Origin of the sequence: Lysinibacillus sp. FSL L8-0126 (assembly GCF_038630385.1) — a bacterium.
In the GTDB taxonomy this organism is placed as follows: domain Bacteria; phylum Bacillota; class Bacilli; order Bacillales_A; family Planococcaceae; genus Lysinibacillus; species Lysinibacillus fusiformis_D.
Genome location: NZ_CP152028.1, coordinates 3,421,570 through 3,448,064, shown reverse-complemented (window position 1 = coordinate 3,448,064; position 26,495 = coordinate 3,421,570). Strand labels below are relative to the sequence as shown.

General features: G+C 39.7%; 30 protein-coding genes. 4 read left to right on the top strand and 26 right to left on the bottom strand.

The annotated features are described in order from the left end of the window. Window positions 1–75: 75 nt before the first annotated feature. From MHI34_RS16760 to MHI34_RS16725, 8 genes are all read right to left on the bottom strand, one after another. Window positions 76–453 carry a GntR family transcriptional regulator gene (locus MHI34_RS16760; RefSeq protein WP_342503681.1) on the bottom strand — a complete coding sequence of 126 codons (378 nt, stop codon included), beginning with the start codon at window positions 451–453 and terminating at the stop codon, window positions 76–78. Window positions 454–1,008: 555 nt separating this feature from the next. Next, window positions 1,009–1,386 (bottom strand): carboxymuconolactone decarboxylase family protein, encoded by a 378-nt coding sequence (locus MHI34_RS16755; RefSeq protein WP_036120128.1) that lies wholly within the window; start codon window positions 1,384–1,386, stop codon window positions 1,009–1,011. A 204-nt stretch (window positions 1,387–1,590) separates the two neighbouring features. Continuing rightward, window positions 1,591–2,970 carry an argininosuccinate lyase gene (gene argH / locus MHI34_RS16750; protein ID WP_342503680.1) on the bottom strand — a complete coding sequence of 460 codons (1,380 nt, stop codon included), beginning with the start codon at window positions 2,968–2,970 and terminating at the stop codon, window positions 1,591–1,593. An 80-nt stretch (window positions 2,971–3,050) separates the two neighbouring features. Continuing rightward, a complete protein-coding gene (locus MHI34_RS16745) occupies window positions 3,051–4,244 on the bottom strand; it encodes an argininosuccinate synthase (protein ID WP_058844532.1) in 1,194 nt (397 codons plus the stop codon). Window positions 4,245–4,537: 293 nt separating this feature from the next. Then, window positions 4,538–5,347, bottom strand: coding sequence for a type II CAAX endopeptidase family protein (locus MHI34_RS16740; protein ID WP_036120119.1), 810 nt, complete (start codon window positions 5,345–5,347; stop codon window positions 4,538–4,540). A 78-nt stretch (window positions 5,348–5,425) separates the two neighbouring features. Next, window positions 5,426–6,220, bottom strand: a complete 795-nt coding sequence (locus tag MHI34_RS16735) for a MerR family transcriptional regulator (RefSeq protein WP_058844531.1) — start codon at window positions 6,218–6,220, stop codon at window positions 5,426–5,428. Window positions 6,221–6,328: 108 nt separating this feature from the next. Then, a complete protein-coding gene (locus MHI34_RS16730; RefSeq protein WP_058844530.1) occupies window positions 6,329–7,084 on the bottom strand; it encodes an SDR family NAD(P)-dependent oxidoreductase in 756 nt (251 codons plus the stop codon). Between the two features lie 8 nt (window positions 7,085–7,092). Continuing rightward, window positions 7,093–8,082 carry an MBL fold metallo-hydrolase gene (locus MHI34_RS16725; RefSeq protein WP_342503679.1) on the bottom strand — a complete coding sequence of 330 codons (990 nt, stop codon included), beginning with the start codon at window positions 8,080–8,082 and terminating at the stop codon, window positions 7,093–7,095. A 347-nt stretch (window positions 8,083–8,429) separates the two neighbouring features. Here MHI34_RS16725 and proC point away from each other — a divergent pair, with 347 nt between their 5' ends. Together proC and namA are read left to right on the top strand one after the other, a co-directional pair. After that, the gene (proC, locus tag MHI34_RS16720) at window positions 8,430–9,233 is read left to right on the top strand and encodes a pyrroline-5-carboxylate reductase (RefSeq protein WP_101966769.1); all 804 of its coding nucleotides are present in this window, start codon (window positions 8,430–8,432) and stop codon (window positions 9,231–9,233) included. A 48-nt stretch (window positions 9,234–9,281) separates the two neighbouring features. Further along, a complete protein-coding gene (gene namA / locus MHI34_RS16715) occupies window positions 9,282–10,292 on the top strand; it encodes an NADPH dehydrogenase NamA (protein WP_340809179.1) in 1,011 nt (336 codons plus the stop codon). 50 nt (window positions 10,293–10,342) lie between these two features. On the opposite strand, the gene MHI34_RS16710 is transcribed toward namA, so the two are convergent. Together MHI34_RS16710 and MHI34_RS16705 are read right to left on the bottom strand one after the other, a co-directional pair. Beyond that, complete coding sequence (locus tag MHI34_RS16710) at window positions 10,343–10,621, bottom strand: DUF1450 domain-containing protein (RefSeq protein WP_080717045.1); 279 nt, start codon at window positions 10,619–10,621, stop codon at window positions 10,343–10,345. Window positions 10,622–10,733: 112 nt separating this feature from the next. Then, window positions 10,734–11,615 carry a LysR family transcriptional regulator gene (locus MHI34_RS16705; protein WP_338651410.1) on the bottom strand — a complete coding sequence of 294 codons (882 nt, stop codon included), beginning with the start codon at window positions 11,613–11,615 and terminating at the stop codon, window positions 10,734–10,736. Between the two features lie 122 nt (window positions 11,616–11,737). Here MHI34_RS16705 and MHI34_RS16700 point away from each other — a divergent pair, with 122 nt between their 5' ends. Both MHI34_RS16700 and MHI34_RS16695 read left to right on the top strand, forming a co-directional pair. Beyond that, window positions 11,738–11,935, top strand: a complete 198-nt coding sequence (locus MHI34_RS16700) for a DUF2332 family protein (RefSeq protein ID WP_342503678.1) — start codon at window positions 11,738–11,740, stop codon at window positions 11,933–11,935. A 7-nt stretch (window positions 11,936–11,942) separates the two neighbouring features. Continuing rightward, window positions 11,943–12,287, top strand: coding sequence for a DUF2332 family protein (locus MHI34_RS16695; protein WP_342504478.1), 345 nt, complete (start codon window positions 11,943–11,945; stop codon window positions 12,285–12,287). 60 nt (window positions 12,288–12,347) lie between these two features. Here MHI34_RS16695 and MHI34_RS16690 read toward each other — a convergent pair whose 3' ends face one another. The 16 genes from MHI34_RS16690 to MHI34_RS16615 all read right to left on the bottom strand — a co-directional run bounded on the left by MHI34_RS16690 (window position 12,348) and on the right by MHI34_RS16615 (window position 26,490). Continuing rightward, on the bottom strand, window positions 12,348–12,914 hold the full coding sequence (locus MHI34_RS16690) for an NADPH-dependent FMN reductase (protein ID WP_342503677.1): 567 nt from the start codon (window positions 12,912–12,914) through the stop codon (window positions 12,348–12,350). 13 nt (window positions 12,915–12,927) lie between these two features. Beyond that, window positions 12,928–13,983, bottom strand: a complete 1,056-nt coding sequence (locus MHI34_RS16685) for an LLM class flavin-dependent oxidoreductase (RefSeq protein ID WP_342504477.1) — start codon at window positions 13,981–13,983, stop codon at window positions 12,928–12,930. 16 nt (window positions 13,984–13,999) lie between these two features. Beyond that, window positions 14,000–14,941 (bottom strand): ring-cleaving dioxygenase, encoded by a 942-nt coding sequence (locus MHI34_RS16680; RefSeq protein WP_036120093.1) that lies wholly within the window; start codon window positions 14,939–14,941, stop codon window positions 14,000–14,002. 52 nt (window positions 14,942–14,993) lie between these two features. Then, on the bottom strand, window positions 14,994–15,437 hold the full coding sequence (locus tag MHI34_RS16675) for a MarR family transcriptional regulator (protein WP_036120090.1): 444 nt from the start codon (window positions 15,435–15,437) through the stop codon (window positions 14,994–14,996). Window positions 15,438–15,535: 98 nt separating this feature from the next. After that, a complete protein-coding gene (gene cdaS, locus MHI34_RS16670; RefSeq protein ID WP_036120087.1) occupies window positions 15,536–16,156 on the bottom strand; it encodes a sporulation-specific diadenylate cyclase CdaS in 621 nt (206 codons plus the stop codon). A gap of 90 nt (window positions 16,157–16,246) precedes the next feature. Next, on the bottom strand, window positions 16,247–17,626 hold the full coding sequence (locus tag MHI34_RS16665; protein ID WP_036120084.1) for an MDR family MFS transporter: 1,380 nt from the start codon (window positions 17,624–17,626) through the stop codon (window positions 16,247–16,249). A gap of 83 nt (window positions 17,627–17,709) precedes the next feature. Further along, window positions 17,710–18,291 carry a TetR/AcrR family transcriptional regulator gene (locus tag MHI34_RS16660; protein ID WP_036120081.1) on the bottom strand — a complete coding sequence of 194 codons (582 nt, stop codon included), beginning with the start codon at window positions 18,289–18,291 and terminating at the stop codon, window positions 17,710–17,712. A gap of 114 nt (window positions 18,292–18,405) precedes the next feature. After that, the gene (locus MHI34_RS16655; protein WP_036120078.1) at window positions 18,406–18,636 is read right to left on the bottom strand and encodes a hypothetical protein; all 231 of its coding nucleotides are present in this window, start codon (window positions 18,634–18,636) and stop codon (window positions 18,406–18,408) included. Between the two features lie 305 nt (window positions 18,637–18,941). Beyond that, window positions 18,942–19,874, bottom strand: coding sequence for a ribonuclease Z (gene rnz, locus MHI34_RS16650; protein WP_036120075.1), 933 nt, complete (start codon window positions 19,872–19,874; stop codon window positions 18,942–18,944). A gap of 98 nt (window positions 19,875–19,972) precedes the next feature. After that, complete coding sequence (locus MHI34_RS16645; RefSeq protein ID WP_036120072.1) at window positions 19,973–20,809, bottom strand: class I SAM-dependent methyltransferase; 837 nt, start codon at window positions 20,807–20,809, stop codon at window positions 19,973–19,975. Further along, window positions 20,806–22,305, bottom strand: coding sequence for a cobyric acid synthase (locus tag MHI34_RS16640; protein WP_036120068.1), 1,500 nt, complete (start codon window positions 22,303–22,305; stop codon window positions 20,806–20,808). The genes MHI34_RS16645 and MHI34_RS16640 overlap by 4 nt, the downstream gene beginning before the upstream one ends. A 277-nt stretch (window positions 22,306–22,582) precedes the next feature. Then, entirely contained in the window at window positions 22,583–23,119 is a 537-nt protein-coding gene (locus tag MHI34_RS16635; RefSeq protein WP_058844520.1) for a cob(I)yrinic acid a,c-diamide adenosyltransferase, read from the bottom strand. Between the two features lie 13 nt (window positions 23,120–23,132). Then, the gene (locus MHI34_RS16630) at window positions 23,133–23,693 is read right to left on the bottom strand and encodes a nitroreductase (RefSeq protein ID WP_036120059.1); all 561 of its coding nucleotides are present in this window, start codon (window positions 23,691–23,693) and stop codon (window positions 23,133–23,135) included. Between the two features lie 34 nt (window positions 23,694–23,727). After that, the gene (gene cobA / locus MHI34_RS16625) at window positions 23,728–24,495 is read right to left on the bottom strand and encodes a uroporphyrinogen-III C-methyltransferase (protein ID WP_036120058.1); all 768 of its coding nucleotides are present in this window, start codon (window positions 24,493–24,495) and stop codon (window positions 23,728–23,730) included. Further along, window positions 24,492–25,130 carry an NAD(P)-dependent oxidoreductase gene (locus tag MHI34_RS16620; RefSeq protein ID WP_058844589.1) on the bottom strand — a complete coding sequence of 213 codons (639 nt, stop codon included), beginning with the start codon at window positions 25,128–25,130 and terminating at the stop codon, window positions 24,492–24,494. The genes cobA and MHI34_RS16620 overlap by 4 nt, the downstream gene beginning before the upstream one ends. Continuing rightward, a complete protein-coding gene (locus MHI34_RS16615; RefSeq protein WP_089934743.1) occupies window positions 25,123–26,490 on the bottom strand; it encodes a cobyrinate a,c-diamide synthase in 1,368 nt (455 codons plus the stop codon). Before MHI34_RS16615 ends, MHI34_RS16620 begins: the two co-directional genes overlap by 8 nt. Window positions 26,491–26,495: the final 5 nt, after the last annotated feature.

Genomic DNA, 26,495 nt, shown 5'->3' with positions numbered 1-26,495 from the left:
CTTGTTAAATGTGGTGTCATGGTTTCCAAAATACCGAGAATGATAAAGATGCCTACTATTATAAGCATACTACCCCTACTTCCATTGTTTTAAAATTCGCTGGAACAAACTTGTTATTTGTTCTTTTTCAAACCCACGTGCAAAAGCTTCCGCCATAATTGGCTTTAAAGCATTTTCCACTTTTTCAACCTCTGTTTCTTCCAGCTCTCGCTTTTGCCCACCAATAATGACTGCCTTCGCTTTCGGTTTTAATTCGATTAACCCTTTTTCATCGAGTTCATGGTAGCTCTTACTCACTGTGCTTACATTGATACCTAAATCCGTAGCCATCGCACGCACCGCTGGTAATGTATCACCATTTTTCAGTTCACCTTTTGCGATGAATTCAATTAATTGATTGGCTAATTGCTTATAAAGCTGCAATTCACTATTTGGATCTAACCGTATTTGCATATCGCTCCTCCAATCTGTATTGTTAATACCCAAACAGAATCTGTTATGTATAGAGTAATACAGATTTCTCAAAATGTCAAATGAAGGTAATGATGAAGGTGACTAACTCACCTATGTGAATGTCTTATATGATGTTTTACCTTTGAAAGGGGTGGAGTCTTGGCTTGGGTGAGTGCATTTTGCCTTCCTTATGAATTTTATTACCCTAGTAGGAGCGCCTTTCTCTCTGCTTCTCACCCTCAATTAGATTGTTAACAGTGAACCACAAAAAGGATCCAGAATAATTCTGGATCCATGGACACTTATTGCTTCTATTTGATTTTTTACTAGTAGGTTTACGCTTCAACTTAATCTACAGCGAAGCAGATCAATTCTGTTTCACCTTTAGGCTTAAGTTTTAAGAAGCTTCAACCTTAACCAGTTGTGGCGGACTTTCCTGAGATTCTTGGTCTTTGGGTGTTTGACTATTACTCATTCTGCATCCTCCCCATCATATTAGATTAATAAGTGTTTCCGAACTTATTATGAACCTTTGCCTGTTTTTTTATTCATGCTTCAAATTTTTTCTGCAAAGACTTGCTGTGCAATGGTTAAGGCATTTTGCACTTTTGGAAAACCGATGTAGGGCACTAATTGTAACAGAGCCTCGACAATTTCTGTCTGTGTTAAGCCTGCATGGTATCCTCGTTGGATATGGGTTTTTGTTTGCGGCGCAGCACCTTGTGTGACAACTGCTGTTATCACGACAAGTGCTCGATTTTTGGCCTCCAATCCTGGTCGTGCATAGACATCACCATAAGCAAATTCAATAATCATTTTGCGTAAATCAGGTGCCACATCGGCTAATGGATCGGATGTAATCATCTGTGTTACTTCTTCCTCAGTCATATATTGTTTGATTGTGTCAAGCCCCTTTGTAAAACGTTCATTCATTTACCGGATTCCTCCCACCATTTTCTTATACAAAAACCCCAATTCCGCGTCTCCAGAATTGGGGATTGTCCTTCACGTATGTAAGGGTCTCTTTTTCACGTCACCCTCTGGCTTAGTTGAAAAAGGATATAGGTTTTCATAGTGCCTCACTGGACAGCTTTAATGAATATCTATGCAAAAGTCACAAGGACATGCACGCAACAATTAATGTTTTACAAGACAGGCTTTTGCTTTGTCAATTTGGATCTTCACTTGTTCGAAGCCGGTTCCACCTAAGGAATGACGGCGTCGAACAGCCGCTTCTGGCGCTAACACATCATAAATATCTGCTTCAATTAGTGCACTTTCCTGCTGCATTTCTTCCAGCGGTAAATTTAATAAGTAAATCCCCTTTTGAATACATGTGAAAACAAGCTTCCCTGTCACCTCATGTGCCTCACGGAATGGCATACCTTTTGTCGCAAGATAATCTGCTAGCTCTGTTGCATTTGAAAAATCAGCATGGACAGCTTGATGCAAACGTTCAGTATTGACGGTCATTGTACGAATCATGCCTTCAAAGATTTTCAGTGAACCAAGAATGGTATGCACAGTATCGAACATGCCTTCTTTATCCTCCTGCATATCTTTGTTATACGTTAAAGGTGTGCCCTTTAACACGGTTAATAAGCCCATTAGATTCCCGTAAACGCGCCCTGTTTTCCCACGAATGAGCTCTGCCATATCAGGATTTTTCTTTTGTGGCATAATGGAAGAACCTGTAGAGAAGGCATCATCCAATTCAATAAATTTAAATTCATCTGTAGACCAAATAATAATTTCCTCTGCAAAGCGTGATAAATGTGCCATTAACAAGGATGCATTACTTAAAAATTCCACAATAAAATCACGATCACTCACAGCGTCCATAGAGTTGGCATATACCTCACTAAAGCCAAGTAATTCTGCGGATTTTAAGCGGTCGATTGGGAAAGTCGTTCCCGCCATAGCCCCTGCCCCTAATGGCAAAATATCAATGCGCTTGATGGATTCTGTAAAGCGTTGTTTATCACGCTCTAGCATCCAAAAGTACGCCATTAAATGATGCGCAAAGGATATTGGCTGGGCACGTTGTAAATGTGTGTAACCAGGCGCAATCGTTTCAATATGTTCTTGAGCCTTCTCTACTAATGTTTGTTGAAACGTCACGATTAAATCAATTGCTTCCTGCACACGCTTTTTCAAGAAAAGATGCATATCCGTCGCGACCTGGTCATTACGGCTACGACCTGTATGTAGCTTGCCACCAACAGGACCAATTAAATCAATCAGCATCTTTTCTAAATTTAAGTGTATATCTTCATTGGCAACGCTAAATTCAAGCTCACCTGCGATTGCCTTTTCTTTTAATTGGGCAAGACCACCTAGTATGGCCTCTACGTCAGCTACAGGTAAAATTCCTGTTGTACCAAGCATTGTGACATGTGCAACACTACCTTCAAGGTCCTCTAGCACAAGTTGCTGATCAAAGCCAATGGATGCCCCAAATTCGTCTACCCACGCTTCTGCTGATTTTTGGAAACGTCCACCCCAAAGTTTTGTCATGTCAGCTCACCTTTTCCTTTATTTCTTATTGAAAGGTGTAGTGAAAGCATAATGCCTTCCCACACCTCGCTTGTTAAATATTATTTTTTATTAACAGATGAGTTCACTACGGTTGGTAGACCCCATAACTCGATAAAGCCTACAGCGGAAGCGTGATTGAATTGATCTTCCTTCGAGTATGTTGCTAGCTTTTCATTGTATAGTGAATTTGGTGATTTACGTCCTTCTACAATCGCATGCCCCTTGAACAGTTTCACACGTACTGTACCATTTACATATTGTTGTGATTGCGCAAGGAATGCTTCAAGTGCATCACGTAATGGCGAGAACCATAACCCATCGTAAATTAATTCAGATAATTTTTTCTCAATCACTGGCTTGAAGTGTGCTAATTCTTTTACAAGTGTTAAATCTTCAAGCTCTTTATGCGCTGTTAACAGCACTTTTGCTCCTGGGATTTCATAAACCTCACGTGATTTAATACCAACGAGACGATTTTCTACATGGTCGATACGTCCTACACCATGCGCACCTGCTACTGCGTTTAATTCTTGAATTAAATCTGCTAGCTTCATTTCTTTTCCGTTTAATGCTACTGGTTTACCAGCTATAAACTCGATCTCCACATATTCTGCTTCATTTGGTGCATTTTCAACAGAAACAGTTAAGCCGTAAGCTTCCTCTGGTGGAGATACCCATGGATCTTCCATAATTCCTGCTTCATTGGCACGTCCCCATAAATTTTGGTCAATTGAAAATGGTGAATCCAATGTTGCTGGAATTGGTACATTATGTTTCATCGCATATTCAATTTCCTCGTCACGACTCCAGCCCCATTCACGTACTGGTGCTAATACTTCTAGATCAGGATTTAATGCTTTAATAGACACTTCAAAACGAACTTGGTCATTACCTTTTCCTGTGCAACCATGTGCAACGGCATCCGCACCGACCTGGTTCGCAATCTCTACTAATTTTTTTGAGATTAGTGGGCGAGAAAGTGCTGATACTAATGGATATTTTTGTTCATACCAAGTATGGGCTTGTAATGAAATTAATGCATAATTTTCAGCAAATTCATCCTTTGCATCTACCATATAAGATTCAATAGCTCCTACTTGAAGAGCTTTATTTTTTACGAATTCAAGGTCTTTCCCTTCACCAACGTCAAGGCATACCGCGATTACATCCCAACCCTGTTCTTTTAACCATGGAATTGCTACCGAAGTATCAAGTCCGCCTGAGTAAGCTAATACAACTTTTTTATTTGCCATTAAAAATGCGCCTCCATTGCTCTATCTATATGTATTTTTATACATTCATTTAAAAGTTTATACACGAATAGTATCATGTTATAAAAATAAATACAAGTGTATTTTTATAAATTCATAGACATTTATTTTACTAGTTAAGCGAACGTCAACCAATCCATCAAATCATTGGAGAAAGTATGAATATTTACTCGAATAAGCGTTTTTTCACTAAAGGCATAAATGTATACTATATAAATGTATACTATATAAATGTATCAATAAAAAAGAACCCCGTAGAAAACGGGATTTTTTTTTCACGATTTAATTGATTTTGTCTTGTACAATGCATTCTTTGGATTAATGATGATCAATAACAGGGCGGCTACTGAATATAAAATGGCATTATACATCATTAAATCAACGAGATGCCCGTTCACTAAACCAATAAAAAAATTAAAGAATTGGTGAATGATGATGGGGATGATTAAATTCTGATTGATGTTATAAAATCCTGCCATAATAATACTCGTCGCTATGATGGCTATCATAAAGAAGCCACTATATTGGAGTAAATCCATGCCCATAAAGCCAGTCGTAAGCCATATCGGTAAATGCCATAGCCCCCACCAAAACCCGATGATGATAGAGGCGACTAATGCGGAATACTTCTTTTGAAGCTCCAGCAGGGCAAAACCCCTCCATCCCAATTCTTCACCTAATGGTCCTGATAAAAGATTTCTAAAAAAGTAATAGCTCAGTATAACCCAAGAAGAGATTGTAAAAATAGAATCTGTTTGATGATTATTCATAACTAGACTCAAAATAATAATAAAAATGACGACTTGAATCGTCAGCACTGAAAAAATCACCGATCCGTTCAACCTATTCTTAAATTTTTGTTTCACAAAGTGTAGAAAGCTCTGTCCAGGATATATTTTCGGAAATAATATAGCGAAGGCAAAGGTTGATGACCATGCTGATAGACAGCGTATTACATCGAAAACCCACGTTGGAAACCCTAACAGCTTGACAGCTCCTACAAGACAAAAAAGCGGCCAAAAAATGACATTGGTTAAGACAATAAAACTCGCTACAGGTCTTTTTAGCTTCTTATTTCTATTCATGTTGATCCCCCATTTCATTGCACTGAACTTCAGCATAAACCTGGGGGTTGCTCACAGGTCAATCATCTATCTCTATTTTTACTTTATTGGCACATACATTTCTAAAAAAATACGTTCCAGCCCTTCTTCATACGTAACTAGCAGTAGATTGATATACACAAGCCCTAACAGCTCATAGCCCATTTCCTCGGCTACTTTTCTCATACTGGCTTCCACTTGATCGTCCGTATTTTTACCACCTGTAGACCATCTACCATCTTCAATGATTGTATAAAGACATTTTGGATAGGCTCGAATTTCCCCAGCTATTGCCTTGTCATCATCTTCAACTTTTCTGGTAATTATAAATTGTTCTTCTAGTATCCCTTCATCATTAAACCGTATTACTCTTCTTAATGATGTAAGGACCACTGCTTTTTTAAAATTATCGGTGTTTTCTTTTAGAATGTCATATTCATCATAAGCGGTATAATGATCTATTTCTCCCATTATCTCTAGTGGTTTCATTTCTTTTATACTGTATGTTCCTAAACATTGCTTAATTTTTTCGCAATCTTCCTTGACCCTTTGTAACTTTTTTAATTGTCGTTTTTTATAGGCAATCTCCTCCAACATTCCCTGCTCTTTTTCTTCTAATAATGAGCGAATGCCCTCGATACTCTTGCCTCTTCTTAATTCCTGTATTATTTTGATTTCCAAATCAATTTCTCGATAAAAATTGACCGTTGTTAGGTCATAGATATCAAAATGGGTATAGCTTCTGTAGCCATTTCCTTTATTTTGCTGAGGCTTTACCAATCCCTTTTCTTCGTAAAATTTTATCGTATCTCTAGAAATGCCTAAAAATTTAGCAACTTGTCCAATAGTGTACATTGTATTCTCCTTTTTTAGCTTCATCTTCCCTACTATATCAACAATTTCAGGTAAGTATGAAAAAAACTGTCGCCATACATAGGGAGCATGGCGACAGTCTGATTATTGCTATTTTTTATTGAAAAATGATTTGCCTAGAAATTCAATGGTTGCAGGTGCGAGTGCATATAATTTACTCGATAATCCCATGATCCTTGGTAAATTTACCTCACGAACTGGACGGTCAATTGTTTGAACTGTAGCTTGTGCCACTTCTTCTGCGGATAATAAAAATCTTCCTAAGGACTCTCTGTAGCCACCTGCATCATTTGCCTTATCTAAAAATGGTGTATCAATGGGACCTGGGTGGATGGCGGTTACTTTCACATTGTATGGAGCTAACTCCATACGAAGTCCATTCGTGAAACCGACAATGGCATGCTTGGTAGCAGCATAAACACTCGCTTTCGGTGTTGCTACCTTTCCTGCCTGTGACCCAATAAAAATTAGATGACCATGCTGTTGTGCCATCATTGCAGAAGCTAATCGTTTGGCAAGGTAAATCGGTACACTTACATTCAATTCAATCATTTGAGCAATATCCACATCCTTTAAAGCGGGGGCTACAGCAAATTTCCCTACACCTGCTGAAAGAATCGCCACATCAATGGGTGGGAGCTGTGAACAAACATCATCGAGTGTATGTAAATTGGTTAAATCAGCTTGGATAACGTGAGCTCCTAAACGTTCTAGCACCTTTAGTGCAACAGCATTACGACCCGTGGCATAAACTGTATGCCCTTGAGCTACAAGTAATTCTGTCGTTTTTAAACCTACACCACTTGTTGCACCTGTCACGAAGATCGTCTTTTTATATTTATTCATGTGTAAACCTACTTCCTTTGAAATAAATAGATACCTGCTTCGGTCTTCGTTGATTTAATATAATCATTGGCTTCTAAATAATCTAAATGCCCTAGTGTTTTGGACAAGGTTAATCCTAGCTGATGCTGGAATATGGCTGGATACAAGCGTTTTGTTACTTGTACAACCGTTAATTGATCGTCACCTAGCAACTCATTAACTTTCAATGATTGCTGATGCTGGCGCTCTAATCGTTTATCAATTAAAGAAGGAATATCCTCTAAATCGGCCCCATGCCCTGTATGCATCATTTTGATGGGTAATTGGCGTAGAATTTCGAGTGATTCATTGTATTGCAGTAAGGATTTTGGACGTCCTAATGTACGATCTAATGGTGGCTCGATTAATGGATTGGGCGTTATTTTTTCGAGTAATAAATCGCCCCCAATAACATGATGCGTTTTTTCATCCCAGAAAATAAAATGGCTTTGTGCATGACCTAATGTTTCTATTGCCTTTAATCCTGGATGACCGGGCACTTCGTCTCCATCCACCAAAATTTGTGTCAATGGGCGCTCACCCACAAGCTCTAATTCACGACGAACATGTACACTTTTTGTAATATATTCTTGTGGTACCCCATGCTCTAATAAACGCTCACTGTAAAATTGCTTGTGATAGCTTAAAAACGCTTCATCATGACGAAGCCATTTATCATTATAGGCATGCCCCAAAATTTCTGCATGTGGAAAGGCATCGACCCATCCTGCATGGTCAGGATGATGGTGGGTTAACACAACCTGTTCAATATCTCGCATGTCAAAGCCAGCTGCTCGAATTCCCCATTTCAAAGCATCATAGGCTTCCATCGTTTTTGGTCCAACATCAAAAATGCTGAGTGCATCGCCCTTTACAATAAATGCATTGACATCTCCTACTTCATAGGGTGTTGGAATTTCTATTTTGACTATAGACAAAGTTGTCTCCCCCTTTTTACGAGCTAGTGAATACTGATTCATTCTATTTTACAAGTTTTTTCTGTTTTCGTCATCCTCCTGTTGACAGTTTGCTAATTCCTCACTATAATTTTGAATAATCTAATTATTTTTGTGCGTTGAAGAAGCCGAGTACGTAACTGGTGAAGGTGTTAGAGAGTGTTACATTTGCTGAGAGTAACATCACCCGCTCCCATTACCGAACCTACTTCTGAGCAGTTATGCAAACATAACCGTTTCCCTTGCGATAAGAGGGCTAAGAGTTGTGCCAACAATTGGCAAACAAAGGTGGTACCGCGGAAACGAGAGCGTTTTCGTCCTTCAAGATAAGGACGAGAGCGCTTTTTTATTTTGAACTGGAGGTTTTGTTTATGAAAAAAATAGTATTTATCGGTGCAGGCTCAATGGCAGAAGCATTGATGCAGGGCTGGATAAAACAAAAGGTGTTTACACCACAGGAAATCTATGTCACCAATCGCTCTGACAAAGAACGTTTACAGTTCTTACACGAAACATATGGAGTCCAGTGCCTGTTTGATCAAGCCATTTATCAACAGGCAGATCTTATCATTTTAGCAATGAAGCCAAAGGATGCTGTTGCAGCCATGCGCGATCTAAAACCTAAAATGACAACGCACTCTGCCGTTCTGTCGATTCTAGCCGGTATTGCTATTGAGACGATTACTAAATTTTTAGGAAGTCGTCCAATTGCACGGGTGATGCCTAACACATCTGCCACAATCGGTATGTCAGCAAGTGGGATAGCATTCAATAATGAGGTGTCGGCGGCACAGCGTATTCTTTTCCTCCAGTTATTAGAGGCTGTCGGCTCCGTTATTGAAGTCGATGAGGATCAATTACATGCAGTTACAGCCCTTTCTGGTAGTGGTCCTGCGTATATTTATTATTTAATGGAAGCCTTTGAAAGAGTAGGAACAAAAGTTGGTCTTTCTAAAGATACTGTACGATTACTAATGACTCAAACACTGGCAGGTACTGCTGAAATGCTCAAGCAATCGGTAGATGAGCCGGATGTTTTGCGGAAAAAAGTAACGAGCCCTGGCGGTACGACGGAGGCTGGTATTCAGGCACTAGAGCAATATCAATTTAATGAAGCCATCGAAGCATGTATTAAAGAAGCGGAAGCTCGATCTCGTTCACTTGCAAATGGTTAATATTATGTGCAAAATAGAGTGTATCACTAGGAATTAGGGGGCTTTATTTTGAGTAAATTATTCGAACCATATGCATTACAATCCATTTCCTTAAAAAATCGCATTGTTATGGCACCTATGTGCATGTATTCAGCGCAAGACGATGGCATGGTGACACCTTTTCATTTAGTCCATTATGCGACACGAGCAGCTGGTCAAGTTGGGTTAATCATCTTGGAAGCTACTGGTGTTGTGCCAGAAGGCCGCATCTCCAATAAAGATTTAGGCATTTGGGATGATGCACATATTGAAGGATTAAGTCAACTAGTTGAAGGGATGAAGGCTTACGGCGCTAAAACAGGCATCCAGCTTGCACATGCTGGTCGCAAAGCAACGGTGGATGGCGAAATTTTTGCTCCATCAGCTATTGCCTTTAGCTCAGACTATAAAACACCAATAGAAATGACAGAAGAGGACATTCTTTATGTAATAGAAGCGTTTAAACAAGCAGCTGTTCGTGCCACAAAGGCTGGCTTTGATGTGCTCGAGATTCATGGGGCACACGGCTATTTAATTAGCGAGTTTTTATCACCTGCGACAAATAAACGTCAAGATCAATACGGTGGTTCACAGGAAAACCGTTATCGTATCCTTCGTCAAGTTATCGATGCGATTCGCAGTGTGTGGGATGGGCCATTATTGGTACGTGTATCTGCAGAAGATTACGCTGAAGATGGCACAACAATGGAAGATTTTATTGTTTTTAGTCGCTGGATGAAATCTCAAGGTGTTGATTTGGTTGATGTATCAACAGGCGGTGTTGTACCAGCAGCTATTCATGTCTTTCCAGGCTATCAAGTATCGCATGCAGAGGCCATTAAGCATGGGGCAAACATCCCTACTGGCGCAGTTGGACTTATTACAACAGCTGTTCAAGCGGAAGAAATTCTCCAAAATAATCGCGCAGATTTAATTTTCTTAGCACGCGTTTTATTACGAGACCCTTATTGGCCACTTCATGCGGCTAAAGAATTAGGCGAAGAAGTACAACCTCCCGTACAATACGTGCGCGGTTGGTAAATTGATTTGCAGTAAAAAAACAGCTTGTTATCCCGCAAGCTGTTTTTTCATTAGAAAAGTGGGTTTTGTTTTAATTCTTCATCAATAGCCTGCACCAATGTCTCTGCGTCCTCTGCTGTCACGACTTCTCCATTAACTAGCGCAAAAATACTTTGCTCACAGATTTCACAGTGAGATGTACAACCAGATTCCTCTATCTCAATATCATCCCGTTCTACTAATTCATCATACGCATCTGCCGCACCAAGTGATAAATTAGTGATACAAAACTCCACTCTATTTTTTAGCTGCTGTTGTTCTTTCTTTTTTTTAAATAGAGAAAATACCATGTTTATTGACCTCCTACTCTTTAAAAACGATCATACCACAATTCGACAAAGTCTATGAAAACCCTTACACTGAACAGCATCATTTCAAAATCATTTTTGACCATCTTGTGAATTATAAATAATTTCTTGTTTGCAATAAATCTAATAATCCATCTGGTACTTGTGTAGATTCCTTATAAAAGAGGTATACGGGTACACTCGGTAATGGGAAATCTTCAAAAGGAACTATATTAAACCGTCCCTCCATCCGTTCTTTTCTCACAATCATACGAGGTAAAAACGACATCCCCAACCCATCCTTTATTAGCCTTTTTACCACATAAGATTGAGAAATGGATACTTGCTTCGTTAAAATATATGTTTCTCTTAATTTACGTAATAGCTCTCCCCAAATTGTTGGATGATGATGCGTAAATAAAGTATACGTTTGAAATAACTCCTCATAATCAATATAAGTGCCTGTTTCATCATCATAGGCATCTAGGGGGATTACTAACTCTAATGGACTATCAATCAGCAGCTCTTGATGCCAATGTCGATAACGTGTTGGTAATAATGAAATACCAATATGAGCTTGATCTTGATTGACTAAATCCTCTATTTTAGCTGAATCCTCTACTAAAATTGATATCTCAAGTGAAGGATTGTCATTGATAAATTGATAGATCACATGCGGCAGAATCGTTTCAACCATTAACGGGGTCATAGCCATAATGATTTTTTCTTGAATACCTTTACTTGCTAATCGAATACGTTCAATGCTTTGTTCCCACTGATTGACCATTTGCTGTGCCTCTACTTGAAAAAGCTTTCCAGCGTCTGTTAATTGCACACGATTTTTTTCGCGCTTAAATAATTGTACATGCAGAAATTCCTCTAACTGCTGAATATGAACCGTAATACTTGGTTGAGATAAATGAAGTTGTTCCGCTGCTGTACGAAAATTACAAGTCTGGGCTGCGACGATAAAAGATTGTAACCATTTATATTCCAAAATTTCACCTCAGTGATTAAAAATATTAATTAAATTTATTAAATATATTTAATTTACTAAATTATACAATAAGAATAGACTGATGATGAACTTGATTATGTATGTAAAAAGGAGAGAATCATATGCCGCACACTATATTAAGTCGTCAATTTCAGATGTTTGCTCAACAGGAATGTCAAGGCTCAAGCCCCCTTTATGAACATTTAGCTACTAAAATTGCCAATGATGAAGATTTGTTAGACATTGCCTCCTCAATCCCACAGGATCAGCCTGCGCCCAATTTATTGTTGGCAGCAGTTCATTATTTATTAGCATCATGAACGTAGAATATTATTCCAACAGGCCCTCCCCATCATCAATCAATTAGATATTCAGTTAATAGAAGGGGATGCGATTCAACTGATTAAAAAGCTTAGTCGAATAATTGAGCAAGAGGCGATGTTAGTGATTTATCATACACATGTCGCAAATCAAATCCCCATTGAATTACGTCATAAATTAATAGAGCAATTAAAAGAAATTAGCATGGGGAGGCCTCTTTATCATAGCTATAACAATTTATTTGATACAAAACTTCATCAAGATTTTATAGATCAAGGTACTATCATATCCATACGTACAATGCCGCGTCCAGATGGGCATGCACGATGGTTTGAATGGTCAAATAGTTAGCTTAGACGCAAAAAGAAACGCTGTGTCAGACTATTTACACAGCGTTTCATCTATTAATCTTTAAAAATCATATTCTGCATCTTTTTTTGCCCGAATTTCTGCAAAGGCATCTGCTACCATGACTGTATCCTCTGCTAACCGTGCTAGTCGGAAAAGGACATCATCGTTAACAATTTCTTTGCGTAAAAAATCCTTTTCTTCTATAAATACATAGGTCGGAACGATGTGTGCTTTCATATAAGCTAGTATCGGCTTTAGTTGCTGTTCCACCATTAAATAATGCTTGGATGTACCCGCTGTCACAATGACACTGATGACTTTATCGTGGAAGGCATTGACAGGTAAAAGGTCAAAGATATTTTTTAATGTCGCTGGAATCGATGCTTGGAATGTTGGCGTCCCAATAACAATTGCATCTGCAGCCATAATGGTTTCTGTTACATATTTTGTATCGCCTTCGTAGTCGAAGTAATTACGTCCATCACTAAAAACTAGTTGATAGTCAGCAAGATCCAGTAATGTTACTTCATGCTGTGGATATTTTTCTTGTAACATCTCAACTATTTTCTGTGTTGCTGTTCTTGTTTTAGAGCCGACAATAGAACCTGCAAGCGCGACAATTTTCATGATGAGCCACTCCTTATTTTTCTGTATATTTTTTCATCGCTGGAATAATATCCTGACCGATGATTTCAATATTTTTCATAATTTTATCGAATGGTACGCCACCAAAATCGATTTGTGCCATAAAGCGTTGCATGCCATATAGCTCGTACTGATAAAGTAGTTTTTCAATAATTTGCTCTTTACTGCCAACCATTAAAGCATCACGTGTATCGGGTGCTTGAGCAAATTGTTGCTTTGGATAACCTCCGCCACGAATGGCTTGGAAACCACCATTTAAATGTGGATACATGCCTTGCAATGCCTCTTTTGTTGTATCTGCTACATAAAACAAGCTTGTTGTGGCAATAGGTAATTCATTTGGGTCAAAACCTTTGCGTTCTGCCGCTTCTCGATAGGCATCAACAGATGGTTTAAAATTGATAGCAGGTCCACCTAATGTTGTAAGCATCATCGGAATTCCCATATATCCTGCTTTTATAGCGCTGGCAGGTGGACCACCAACTGCTCGCCAAATCGGTAAGGAGCCGTTTTTGGGCTGTGGTAAAATTTGTGCATGGTGAAGTGGTGCTCGAAATTGCCCTCCCCATGTCACCAGCTCCTCGTCATTGATTTTCATAAGTAGCTCTAATTTTTCCTCAAAAATTTCTTCATAGTCCTGTAAATCAATACCTAGCAATTGGTAAGCTCCTACACGTGACCCACGTCCCGCTACAATTTCTGCTCGACCATCTGATATTAAATCAATTGTGGCAAAATCCTCATAGATACGTACTGGATCTGAAACACTTAATACAGTTGCTGAGCTAGATAATTTAATAGTGGACGTTGCCTGTGCAATAGCCCCTAACACGACTGTATGTGCCTGTGTTGTAAAGTACGATTGATGACTCTCACCAATACCGAATACATCAATGCCTGCTTGTTCAGCCAATTGACTAGCCTCTACTAGCTCTTTTAGTCGTTGCTGAGCAGAAATACGTTCGCCTGTTAATGGGTTTGGAATATGATCCCCTAAAGAGTACAGCCCAAATTCCAATCCTTTTGAATGATCGATACGATATTTTTCCATCATGTTTCATCTCTCCTTATTCTAGTGGTTCTAAAATGGCTTCAATTTCTGCACGTTTCTTTTCTAAAAAGGGTGGAAGGTCTAGCTCTTTTCCAAGATCTTCGACTGCTGAATCCACAGTAAACCCTGGACCCTCTGTCGCCATTTCAAATAAAATACCGTTGCGATCTCTGAAATAAAGACTTTGGAAATAATAACGATCGACGACACCTGTACTATCCAAACCCTGTGCCTTAATTTTCGTATCCCATTCCTGTAATTCCTCGACCGTTGCTACACGTAATGCAAGATGGTGAATACTGCCTTTACCAGGTTTCTCGCTTGGCCCTTCTAATTCTTTGACGACAATTTCTCCAAGCACTTCTCCTTCTATCGATTGCAGAATCGTTTCTTTGTCCGTTTCTGCAACAACTGTATAGTGAAATAAATCTTGTAGTAAATTCACGGTTCTTTGTAAATAGCGTACAGTAATTTCAACAGTCCCCATACCTAAAATACGATGTTCCTCCGGTATATCATTGCCATCCCATGCTTGCCATTGTGCAGGCGTATCATGCCCCTGATGATTTAACAGCACCATTCGTAATCCCTCATGATCTTCAAAAAACAAAGCCTCTTTGCCTGCATAAGTAGTGATATCGCTATGTTCTACCTCTAGCTGTTGAAAGCGTTCTTTCCAATATAGTAAGCTTTCGGAGCTAGGTACAAGTAAGCCAATACGAGTAATAGCATTCGTGCCCCGCACTGTACGTCCTGCAACGGGCATTTCAAAAAATGTTAATTCTGTACCAGCTGCTCCAGTTAAGTCACCATAAAATAAGTGATACATAGATGGTGAGTCTTGATTCACTGTTTTTTTCACACGTCGTAACCCTAAAATAGTTGTATAAAAATGATTATTCTGTTTGCCATTTTTCGTTAGCATGGATATATGATGGTGTCCATTTAATTTATTCATCCTACTGTTCCTCCTTTTTCACTTGACTAAGCAAGTGATGTTGTAAAAAAAATTACACGGGCGGCAATTTTTTTTCTCGGCTATGCTTTTCAAGCTTTGTCATCACTTTATATAAAGATTTTATTTCTTCATCTGATAATACTTCTTCAAAAAATGAGGATTGGAAGTGAAGTTGACTTGGTGTTGCTGCATCAATCATTTGCTCCCCTTTTGCCGTCAATGAGATAGCTTTGGTCTTCCAATTTTGTTTACGCTCGATTAGTCCCTCTTTTTCAAGTCGGGCAAGCATGCGAGACATGCCACCTTGTGTAACTGTTACTTTCTCTGCTAATTGAGATTGAGTGATCGGTGCATACGTTTGGATTTGGATTAACACATCGAATTGTGCCGTTGTTAAATCGAAACGCTTTAAAAATTCATTCGATAACTGGTTACTTTGCGTTGTAAAGCGCATCATACGAATCCATGTTAATGTGCCTAATGTATGATTTCTCATGACTTCATCCTCCCTTCAGTTATCACTTTACCACGCAAGTGATAACATTGCAAGAACAATATCTCGAATTTGAGATATTGTTTTACAGAGGAGAGTCCCTATATGATGCCAGGTGATGTAATCGGGTATAAATTTCCCTGAAAAGCAAAAGAAATCCTACCTGTTTCTTCTGAGACGACCATCACAAGTGCATCACTTACTTCACTTAATCCTAACGCTGCACGATGTCTTGTTCCTAATTTTTTTTCACCAGTCTGACGGTCTGATAATGGCAGTACATTCGCTGCCGATTCAATTTGATTTTGATTGACGAGTACCGCTCCATCATGTAATGGATTACCTGGAAAGAAAATGGATTCTAATAAGGAATGCGTTAAATCTGCCCCAATATGAATACCAGGCTGCATCAAATTCACTAACGAATCCTGTCGTTGGATGACAATTAAACCACCATGTCTTCTCAACGACATATTTTGCACACTATGTGATAATTCCGGATACTTTTCTGTAAACGGGGAAAGATAACAATTTAAATAAAACGTCGCGGCTTTCATTTCAATTGTCATAAATCTCTCTTTAATTTTCTCAAAATTGCCAAGGAGACAATTTGCATCTGTATCCATTTCTTGCACACTTTGCTGTAAGGACATAATCACTTGGAGAAGCTCATCTTTTAATGTTTCTTTCATTGGTGAAAAATCACAATTTATTGGATTCATAAAAAGCACCTCTCTTTTCTAAAATTGTGAAGCTTCTTCTTCCATTAGTTTCTCTCGATAAACTATTTTTATGCGTCATGGAGATGGTGGCTATTTGGCATTTGGCTTCTTCTTCATATATAAAGACAGTAGTAGTCCCACAGCACTTAAAATCGTTGTGACAATAAACGCTGTGCGAATGCCATTTAGCATAGCATCAGCAACACCCATTTCTTGCTGTAAAGTAGTTACCGTACTCATGATGGTTACAAGTAATGCCGTTACTAATGCACCACCGACCATACGCAATGTACTATTCATCGCTGTCGCATGTGCCATCAAATGGGTAGGTAAGGCATTCATGCCAGCGGTTGTCAGCGGCATCATAATCATTGAAATCCCAAAGGAAATCATCGTAAAGAGACATGCCAGTAGCCAAAGTTTTGTATGCATTGATAATGCTATGAAAGCACCTGAACCAATTAAGATACTGGTGAACCCTACCAGTGCTAAGCCTTTTCCACCCACTTTATCGAAAATCTTCCCTGTCACTGGCGACAATATACCCATTACAAGCGCACCTATCAATAAAACCAGCCCTGTTTCGAGTGCCGACAGCTGCCGTACATTTTGAATATAAAATGTGATAAGTATTTGTGTACCAATCATGAGGGCATAAACTAAACTCGATAAAAAAGTTGTAATAGAGAACATGGAGGATTGAAATACACGAAATTCAAGCATTGGTTTAGGCAATTGAAGCTGACGTCTAATAAATAGAAACAGCGTAATTCCTCCTACCATTAATGATGCAAGTACTGGCATTGATTGAAATCCAACAGCTCCTGCGATGCTGAAACCATATAACAGGCCACCCCAACCTAAAGAAGAATAGACGATAGAAAGAGCATCTAGCTGCCCTTCTTTTTTTGTCGTGACATTTTTCATAAAAATCGTGGCCACAGTCAAAACAATAACTGAAACGGGTAAGACAGTAAAAAACAGATGTCGCCATGTAAAATGTTCTAAAATCCAGCCTGATAATGTTGGGCCTATTGCTGGTGCAAAACCTGTTACAAGGCCAGCTAGCCCCATAATGGAACCTCGCTTTTCTTTTGGATACATCGTTAATAAAATCGTTTGCATTAAGGGCATGATCACCCCTGCTCCAGCCGCTTGAATAACTCGAGCCATAAGTAAAACCGTAAAGGTTGGGGCAAAGGCGCCTAAAAATGTACCCATACTAAATAAAGTGAGAGCCACTATTAACAGTAATCGATTGGAAAAACGACCAATCAGAAAAGCTGTAATAGGTATGAGAATACCATTCGTTAATAAATATACTGTCGTGAGCCATTGTGCTAAATTAGCATCAATCTTGAAATCGTTCATAATTGGTGGCATAGCTATGAGTAATAATGTTTGATTGAGAATAGACACAAATGCTGCAGATAGTAGAATTGCTACTATGACATTTCTTTTTTCGTTCATGAAACTTCCCCCTAAATAGTATGTTAGTTAGTGATAACTAACATCTTACTTAAAAAATATATGCAAACTATGTGAGTGAACCATTAAACACAGACTCCGCTCACAAAAGTAGCAACTAAATGTTGAATAAAAATTTCTTGTTGATCTTTTAGAAAATGTTGGTCCCATAGCGCATTGGAAACAAAAAAACCAAACAGGCTCGTTAAAAAAACAATGGCTTGTCCGTTTGTATCTATTTCCTTCATCTTTCCTTGTTCAATTTGAGATTGAAAATAAACGGCCAGTAAGCTTAGTAATTGTTTAGTTTGGTTATCCGAAATTGTATCCATTAACCCTGGTAGCATACTTCTATCTTGTGTAGTAATGAGAAAAATTGGTTTATTTTTTTCCATAAAGGCTAGATATGTGTTAGCAATTTGCTTTAAATCATTCTCTAAGTTTCCGGATAAATCTTGTGCAAATAAATGTTCAAAGTATGGGATATATGAGTGGCTTTGCAGGACAGCATGAAGAATTCCTAGTTTTGTTTCAAAATGACGGAAGACAGTCATTTCACTAACACCAGCAGTGGCAGCAATATCTTTTACCGAAACATTCGAATAGCCCCTTTCTGTCATTAGACTTGTTGCTGCATCAAGAATTTTATCTTTTGTGCCTTTTTTCATTGTACACGCCTCCAAAATGTTAGTAATGACTAACAAAAATATAGATGATAGGGCCCAGTTTGTCAAAAAAAATATGTTGTTACTAGAATACATTCTAATAACAACACGGATGAGCTACATATGACCTGCCCGAATTTTCTTCACAATACTAAAAGTCGTGTAAGCAGCAGCAGGTGCTAATACGATAATAAAAATAATCCAAACGGTTAAATTATTTGTTGCTTTTAGCGTTTCATAATTCGAGATGACAAAAATAATTAATCCGAATAGTAATAAATAGCTCAGCACATTTGGAAAAATAACAATTAATCGCAATAGTGCTGGCGGCATCTTTTGTTGATTCAATTAAACCACACCCCTTTTTTCAATTATACGGGAAGTGAAGGATCGATTGTACTATATTTTTCCTTTTAAACGCTATATTTACCTGCAAATCGTTGGCGTTTTTCTACTGTTGTATTTAATTGGTTGATCAATGTAGTTATGCTTTTCATATTTTCCGCTTGATGTATAGCCTTCTGAGCAAATATCTTTCTCCTTGGCTAGTAACAAACATTCCATGAGTCGAACTGAAAATAGTGATAGTAAGAACTATATATAAAAAACATCTATTAGTTGCATGTCAATCAATAGATGTTTTTTAAATTAGTTTAGATTAATTTATTATTTTGCCAAGTAAAAATGGCTTGATCGGATGTCAGTAATGTTTGGGGGAAAATTGCCTGTGCTTCTGCCAAAAATTGTGGTAAATCCTGTGGAAGAAAACGGGCACTTAAATGATTTAAAAGCAAGTAGTCTGCGCCAGCTTGCTGTGCGACTTTTGCTGCTTCCACATTGGTAGCATGACCATAGCTGGCTGCTAAAGCAGTCAGTGTCCCATCAAAGGTCGCTTCATGTACAATGATGTCAGCATCCCTTGATAATTGAATGGCCTCTTCGCAATATTTCGTATCGCCCAAAATCGTCAGTGTGAAGCCCTTTTTTGAGGGGGCAACAACGTCTTTTGCTTGAATCACATGCCCATTTTCAAGCACGACATCGTAACCATTTTTTAATTGACCAAGCAAAGGGCCTTTAGGAACACCAAGTGCCTGTGCCTTGTCGATTAATAATTCACCAGGTAAATCCTTTTGTTCAATACGATACCCATAGCATGGTACAACATGGCGCAATTCCTGTGCATAAATTGTAAAATGAGTATCCTCAAAAATAATCCCTTCTTGCACTTCTATAAAATACAGTGGATACGTTAAATGGGTTTTAGATAAGGCTAATGTTTGTTCAATCCATTGCTGTAAACCTGGGGGACCAAAGATCGTTAAAGGCTCATCCCCTCCTTGAAAGGAACGAGAGCTTAAAAACCCTGGCAATCCAAAAATATGGTCGCCATGTAAATGTGTAATAAAAATTTTTGTTACTTTACGGGGCTTTAACGATGTGTGTAGGATTTGATGTTGTGTAGCCTCCCCACAGTCAAATAGCCACATTTCGCTCACTTCATCTAATAACTTGATCATCAATGCACTCGTATTTCGCTCTTTTGAAGGCATGCCTGCGCCTGTCCCTAAAAAATGTAGTTGCACATATGCCACCTCACTTCTTGTTTCTATCGTTTTATTGTACCTTAACATACCCAATAAGAAAAACCCTTGGTGAACAGATTTCTCCAAAGGTTTCTCTTTTATTTTGGTTGCCATGAGACAAGGGCTGCATGAAAGTCATGACGATAATAATAGCGTCCCTCTTTTTCTTCAATAAAAGGTGAGAGAGCTTCTTCCACATGTGCTTGCTGGACATTTGCCGTTAAAATTTTTTTACTTTGCGTTGTAACAAGCTGTTCATAGCTTTCATATTCATAGACACGTTCCAAAGGGATAATTTGACAATCCGCATAAATATTCATCTCATACAGTAGATTTAAAAATTCTATATAATCTCTACGAGGAAACTTAATATCATAGCCATACTTTTCATATAACCGCTCATAGTGAGGCTGAATAGGACCTGTCGTCATGCCAATGATAGCACGCTTTTTCGCAAGCCGATTCATATGGGATAAGGCGGCTTTAATTTCATACATCCGATAAAAACAATTCACGCCCAAAACGATATCATGTGGCTCAATTTCATCACTTTCTAGACTTTCCCATTTCGCATGAACATATGAAACATGCTCCTGATGAGGCATACACTGTTGTAAGTAATGCAGCATGCTTTCAGAGCTATCCACACAGGTTAGCTTGTCCACTCGCTCAGCCAATGGAAACGTATAATTACCCCATCCTGGCCCAATTTCTAATACAGAATGCTGTGGCTCAATACTTTTTTGAAGCTCCTGAAAAATGCGTTGGGCATAAGGATCAGTTTGTCCTATTTTTTTACGTGCAACGGATTGAGCCCAAAATTGCTCCTCTAACTGATCATTGACCATGCGCTCCGGCATCATTCCATGCCAGTCTTTCATGCCCTCCTGCCATAATGCCTCATAATTAATGGCTAATGGTCCTTTTCTTGTCATATAGATACCTCTAAAGATAAAATTTCATATATTTTTTTCATATCCAGATTTGCTCGAACATGGTCGGCTAACATATTATAGGCGTCCTCTCTTCGTTCTGCATCACTTTTTACATCATTCGGTAAAGCCATTAACCCTTTTTTCACTCGTATTTCATTGACAAGCTGACGAGTAAAGGTGCGATTATGGAACACGCCATGAAAATACGTACCAATCACTTGCTCATCATGACTCACTGCGCCATCTTCTCGACCATCCTCTAGCAGTAGAAAAGGTGATACTTCATCACGTAAAATTTTCGTACGTCCTAGATGTATTTCATAGCCCGTCAATGTATCCTGCCCTCTTGTTCCTGTCATTTGTACCGTTTTTTTAGTGCCTACAAAAATCGTTTCCATTGGCAATAGCCCAAGACCATTTGCAGCTTCACCATTTCCCTCCACTGCTTCAGGGTCTAGTAATGTTTCACCAAGCATTTGGAAACCACCGCAAATGCCAATAATTTTTGTGCCGCGCTCACGTAAATGGGTAATAGCTTGATCGAAGCCCTGTGCTTTTAACCAAGCTAAGTCATCCATTGTACTTTTTGTTCCTGGCAGTATAAGCAAATCCGGTGTGCCTAGCTCATGGACATTGCCAATTAAACGTACACCTACTTCTGGCTCATCGAAAAAGGGATCAATATCAGTGAAGTTTGAAATACGGGGTAAACGAATCATCGCTACATCGACAGTAAATTCGCCTGGTTTTGGCTTTTTAAAGCGTAATGACGATAATGCGAGGGAATCCTCTGCTTCAATATTGATATTGACATAAGGAATCACACCAAGCACCGGGATACCTGTTTCTCTTTCCACCCATTCAAGACCATCATCTAATAATTCACGCATGCCTCTAAATTTATTGATGATTAATCCCTTAACACGGGCGCGCTCTTCATCATCTAGCAACGCCAGTGTACCAACAATCGAGGCAAAGACCCCACCACGATCTATATCAGCAACAAGCACTACCGCTGCATCTGCTAAATGTGCCATTCGCATATTAGCAATATCGCGATCCTTTAAGTTAATTTCAGCTGGGCTACCTGCCCCCTCTAGGACAATGACATCATATGTATTTTGTAGCGTACGGACAGATTTTTCAACGATTGGCATTGCCTCTTGCACAAAATTATTGCGATAGCTTTTGGCATCCATATTTAAAAAATGCTTACCATGGACGATGACCTCAGACATCATATCTTGCTTCGGTTTCAGCAGAATAGGATTCATATCAGTCGTCGCAATAACACGGGCTGCCTCTGCCTGCACCCCTTGTGCACGGCCGATTTCGCCACCATCCTTCGTAACAAACGAATTAAGAGCCATATTTTGCGATTTAAACGGGACAACACTTAGTCCATCATCCGAAAATATACGACAAAGTGCCGTACAAATCATACTTTTTCCAACATCGGAAGCCGTTCCTTGAATCATAATCGATTTAGCTGGCATAGTCACTTTCCTCCGTCATTATTGGTGTAACGCAGTATATTGTATTAGAGCTGTGCGGGTTTGCCTTCATTTCGGGAGTATTCTCGGAGCAAGCACGAGTATTTCTCTCCGCTCCGCGAGTATTCTTTAGACAAGCGCGAGTATTTCCCTTCGCTCCGCGAGTATTCTTTGGGCAAGCGCGAGTATTTCCCTTCGCTCCGCGAGTATTCTTTGGGCAAGCGCGAGTATTTCTCTCCACTCCGCGCGTATATTTTTCACCCAGCAATGGTGAAGGGCTTTAAAATTCTAGCCCTTTCACCGCTGGGATGCCTTCATCATAGTAATGCTTTGTTGCGTCGATGGTTGACACTAAATCAGCCATTGCCGTTAAGGCAGGGTTCGCGCTTCGACCTGTGACCACCAAATGCATCGTCGATGGACGTTGCTGGATCGCCTCTATGACTTCTGTTAGTGGAAGGACATCATCGATAGGAAACTTGGTGATAGCCAATGCATTGTTTAATTCATCTAGCACCAATAAATCAATACTGTCGTCTTGCAGGGCGGCCTTCGTTTTTTTCCATGCTTTAGCTAAGGCAGCACGATGCTCTTCAGGTGTCTTTGTCCATGTAAAGCCGATACCCATTTGCTCCATTTCCACACCTAACTTGCGAAGGGCAATTTGCTCACCGTACGTACGCTCAGGTGATTTAATAAACTGCATATAGCGCACATTTAAGCCACGGCCAACTGCACGTAATGTGACACCTAGAGACGCCGTTGTTTTGCCCTTTCCTTCACCTGTATATACTAAAAACAAGCCTTTTCTTGCCATGTGAGTAGCCCCCTTACAGCCATGTTGTCTTTTCTGCAAATGGTGTACGCTTTTTGTCGCTTTGCTCCTGCTCTTGTGGATAGCCAATAAATATCGTACCGACTACTTTTTGAGAGGCACTTGCACCAATAAATGCATGCATACGTGAATCATGCACGAGCCCAACACCACGTGTACGCCAAACAAAACCAAGACCTAGCTCATCTGCAGTGAGCCACATGGACATAATGGCACTACATACGGCAAAAACATTATCCTCTGTCGCATCAGTATCACCTTCGACAATGTCTGCAGTAACAACAATGGCTACAGGCGTTGTTTGCACAACCTTTAAAGAGCTTTCCACTAAGTTCGGCTTTGTGGGGAAACGCTCTTGTAAATAGGCACTCGCCATTTCTTCATAACGCTTCATTGCCTCATCTTGAATAACATAAAAATGCCAAGGCTCACGCATACGGTCATTCGGAGCATAGGTGGCTGCTTGTAAAATTTGCTCAATTTTTTCTTTCTCTACTGGTTGTGTTGTGTAATTTCGAATGGCTCTACGCTTTTTTAATGCTTCGATAACGGTCATGTTGCTTCCTCCTTGTGCCTCTTCTAAGAAATGATTATGAAAATGTTAATCCCTGCTCTTCAAACCATTGAATTTTCTCACGTACATTGACTACCTCTCCCACGACAATCATCGAAGGATTATGATACCCTTCACGTTCAATAATGGCCGCTATCTCATCTAGCTGTCCTGTAATCGTGCGTTGTTGAGCAGTTGTTCCCCACTCAATGACCGCTACTGGCGTTGTGGCCTGACGTCCGTTTTCAATTAATTTGCGAGCAATGTAGGCAATATTTCCAACACTCATGTAAAATGCGACGGTATCAATACCTGTAGCCAATGCTGGCCAATTCAAAAAATCCTGTCCTTTTTCTTCACGACCATGCCCCGTCACTAGGGCAAAGCTTGTCGCGAAGTCTCTATGTGTCACTGGAATCCCTGCATAAGCAGCTGCAGCAATGCCGGCTGTAATACCAGGAACGATTTCATAGGTTATGCCATGATTTTTTAATATTTCTGCTTCCTCAGCACCACGTCCAAATACAAATGGATCGCCACCCTTCAGACGTGTCACAACTTTACCTTCTTGTGCTTTTTCAACAAGTAAGGCATTAATTTCATCTTGAATAAGGTGGTGCTTACCTGGAAGTTTACCGCAATAAACGAGCTCTGCATCCTTTTTTGCAAAGTCGAGCAATGTGGGATTCACAAGACGGTCATAGGCAATCACATCAGCTTTTTGAATACATTCCAGACCATACACAGTGATGAGCTTCGGATCCCCAGGACCTGCACCAACGATATATACTATTCCTTCCTTCATTGCTTCGCTCCCATCAAAAGTTGTTGTAAATAGGCTTCACGTCTATCAATCTCTCCATGACGTGTCCATTCCAGAATGCTTGGCTCTAGCAATGCTTGTAATGCCGCCCGTCTTTGCGGACCTTTATCATACTTAGCAGCAATCATTAATCGTGCTTGCTGTAAAAAGCATACATAGTCATCATAAGCATCATCGAATTGATCTTCTAAATCTGCTTTGATCTTGCGCGCTAGACTTGGGCTTGCTCCCGATGTCGAAACAGTTAACACCAATGGGCCACGACGAACAGTAGCAGGTGTAATGAAATCACTTTCACTTTGTCTATCCGTTCGATTGATTAATTGCCAATGCTGTGCCGCCTCTTGAACAGCTTCGTTTACAGCCGTCACATTCGTTGCAGCAATAATGAGAATCGCATCATCCAAATCACGTGGTTCAAATTCCTTCTGCTTCCAAGTAATTTGCCCCGAATCGGCAAGTGGCTGTAATGTATCATGTAGGGTTGGACTGACTATGACAATATGGGCCTTTGCGGGTAATAGAGAGGCTACCTTCTGCGTTGCCACGTGTCCGCCACCTACAATCACTACGGTTTTATATTCTAGATTGATATGAATAGGAAAATAATTAGTCATCATTTTTCACCTTCTTACAAGCTGTTAACCAATTGTCAACTAGCTTTGGGTTTGATACAAAATGGAAATGTGTATAACCAGCCACCAAATTCCCTTTTTTATAGCCTTCTTGCTTTTTGCCAAAACGACCAATCGTCTCGTAGGCTGGTGTGTTGTGGGTACCACTATATTTAGAATAATGGAATTCATGGCCCTTCGCTTCTTGCTCCACACCAATTAAGAAATTATCTGCTGTGCCAAAAATTTCACGATAGCCTAGTGCTGCAAGCTTTGTCTGCATGGCCACTTCCCCTGGAATCACACCTACCATTTCATAGCGTTCACCCTGACTATTTGTAATAGCCTCTGTTAAATACATAAAGCCACCACATTCCGCTAATGTTGGCAGTCCTTTGGCAATAGCGTCTTGAATAGAGTCTTTCACGACTGTATGTGAAGCCAATGTCTCTGCGAATTCTTCAGGAAAGCCACCACCAATATAGAGGCCATCTGCTTCTGATGGTACAGGCTCATTGGCAAGTGGAGAGAAAAATTGTAATGTCGCGCCTTTCGCACGTAGCAAAGCTAAGTTTTCTTCATAATAAAAATTAAATGCTGCATCCCTTGCAACCGCTATACAAATATTTTGTGAAGGCTCCTCAGCAAATAAATGACCTGATTCATGTAGGATAGGGGCTTTTGTTAAGTCAAGTAATTGATCCAAGTCAATCGTTTCTGCCATAAGGTCACCTAGTTTATCAAAAAATGAATCTAGTTCTCCCCTTTCAATGGCGGGTACTAACCCTAAATGACGACTCGGAATATCGATGCCTTGTTCACGTTTTAAATAGCCGATGACAGGAATGCCACATTCTTGTTCAATAGCCGCCTTGGCGATTTCATAATGACCGACACTGCCCACTTGGTTCGCAATAACGCCAACGATCCTCGGTTTATCTGACAAAACTTGAAAGCCTCTTACAACAGCTGCTACACTACGCGCCATACTTGCACAATTAACAATTAAAATAACAGGGCTCTCTGTCACTACACTAATATCTGCGGCAGAGCCAGCATCTGATAAAGGACTTTTGCCATCATAGAAGCCCATCACACCTTCAATAATGGACACATCCGCATCCATACTTGCGCGTGCCACAATATCACGTACTGCTTCATGGGAGAACATCCAGCTATCAATATTGCGTGATACTCTACCTGTTACAGCCGTATGATACGTTGGATCGATATAATCAGGGCCACATTTAAAGCCCTGCACTACTTTTCCTTTATTTTGTAGTGCTTTCATCAGTCCAATGGTGAAAGTAGTTTTGCCTACCCCACTACCCGTACCAGCTAGTACAAAACGATTTGTTTGCATGGACT

Coding starts and splice junctions, on each gene's coding strand:
- MHI34_RS16630 (WP_036120059.1), bottom strand. CDS start 23,693: ATGACCGTTATCGAAGCATTAAAAAAGCGTAGAGCCATTCGAAATTAC.
- MHI34_RS16635 (WP_058844520.1), bottom strand. CDS start 23,119: ATGGCAAGAAAAGGCTTGTTTTTAGTATATACAGGTGAAGGAAAGGGC.
- MHI34_RS16620 (WP_058844589.1), bottom strand. CDS start 25,130: ATGACTAATTATTTTCCTATTCATATCAATCTAGAATATAAAACCGTA.
- MHI34_RS16640 (WP_036120068.1), bottom strand. CDS start 22,305: ATGCCAGCTAAATCGATTATGATTCAAGGAACGGCTTCCGATGTTGGA.
- MHI34_RS16725 (WP_342503679.1), bottom strand. CDS start 8,082: ATGAATCAGTATTCACTAGCTCGTAAAAAGGGGGAGACAACTTTGTCT.
- MHI34_RS16680 (WP_036120093.1), bottom strand. CDS start 14,941: ATGAATAAATTAAATGGACACCATCATATATCCATGCTAACGAAAAAT.
- MHI34_RS16675 (WP_036120090.1), bottom strand. CDS start 15,437: ATGAGAAATCATACATTAGGCACATTAACATGGATTCGTATGATGCGC.
- MHI34_RS16730 (WP_058844530.1), bottom strand. CDS start 7,084: ATGAATAAATATAAAAAGACGATCTTCGTGACAGGTGCAACAAGTGGT.
- MHI34_RS16665 (WP_036120084.1), bottom strand. CDS start 17,626: ATGAACGAAAAAAGAAATGTCATAGTAGCAATTCTACTATCTGCAGCA.
- MHI34_RS16685 (WP_342504477.1), bottom strand. CDS start 13,983: ATGGAAAAATATCGTATCGATCATTCAAAAGGATTGGAATTTGGGCTG.
- MHI34_RS16755 (WP_036120128.1), bottom strand. CDS start 1,386: ATGAATGAACGTTTTACAAAGGGGCTTGACACAATCAAACAATATATG.
- argH (WP_342503680.1), bottom strand. CDS start 2,970: ATGACAAAACTTTGGGGTGGACGTTTCCAAAAATCAGCAGAAGCGTGG.
- cdaS (WP_036120087.1), bottom strand. CDS start 16,156: ATGAATCCAATAAATTGTGATTTTTCACCAATGAAAGAAACATTAAAA.
- MHI34_RS16645 (WP_036120072.1), bottom strand. CDS start 20,809: ATGACAAGAAAAGGACCATTAGCCATTAATTATGAGGCATTATGGCAG.
- cobA (WP_036120058.1), bottom strand. CDS start 24,495: ATGAAGGAAGGAATAGTATATATCGTTGGTGCAGGTCCTGGGGATCCG.
- MHI34_RS16690 (WP_342503677.1), bottom strand. CDS start 12,914: ATGAAAATTGTCGCGCTTGCAGGTTCTATTGTCGGCTCTAAAACAAGA.
- MHI34_RS16740 (WP_036120119.1), bottom strand. CDS start 5,347: ATGAATAGAAATAAGAAGCTAAAAAGACCTGTAGCGAGTTTTATTGTC.
- MHI34_RS16700 (WP_342503678.1), top strand. CDS start 11,738: ATGCCGCACACTATATTAAGTCGTCAATTTCAGATGTTTGCTCAACAG.
- proC (WP_101966769.1), top strand. CDS start 8,430: ATGAAAAAAATAGTATTTATCGGTGCAGGCTCAATGGCAGAAGCATTG.
- MHI34_RS16735 (WP_058844531.1), bottom strand. CDS start 6,220: ATGTACACTATTGGACAAGTTGCTAAATTTTTAGGCATTTCTAGAGAT.
- MHI34_RS16760 (WP_342503681.1), bottom strand. CDS start 453: ATGCAAATACGGTTAGATCCAAATAGTGAATTGCAGCTTTATAAGCAA.
- MHI34_RS16745 (WP_058844532.1), bottom strand. CDS start 4,244: ATGGCAAATAAAAAAGTTGTATTAGCTTACTCAGGCGGACTTGATACT.
- MHI34_RS16615 (WP_089934743.1), bottom strand. CDS start 26,490: ATGCAAACAAATCGTTTTGTACTAGCTGGTACGGGTAGTGGGGTAGGC.
- MHI34_RS16710 (WP_080717045.1), bottom strand. CDS start 10,621: ATGGTATTTTCTCTATTTAAAAAAAAGAAAGAACAACAGCAGCTAAAA.
- MHI34_RS16660 (WP_036120081.1), bottom strand. CDS start 18,291: ATGAAAAAAGGCACAAAAGATAAAATTCTTGATGCAGCAACAAGTCTA.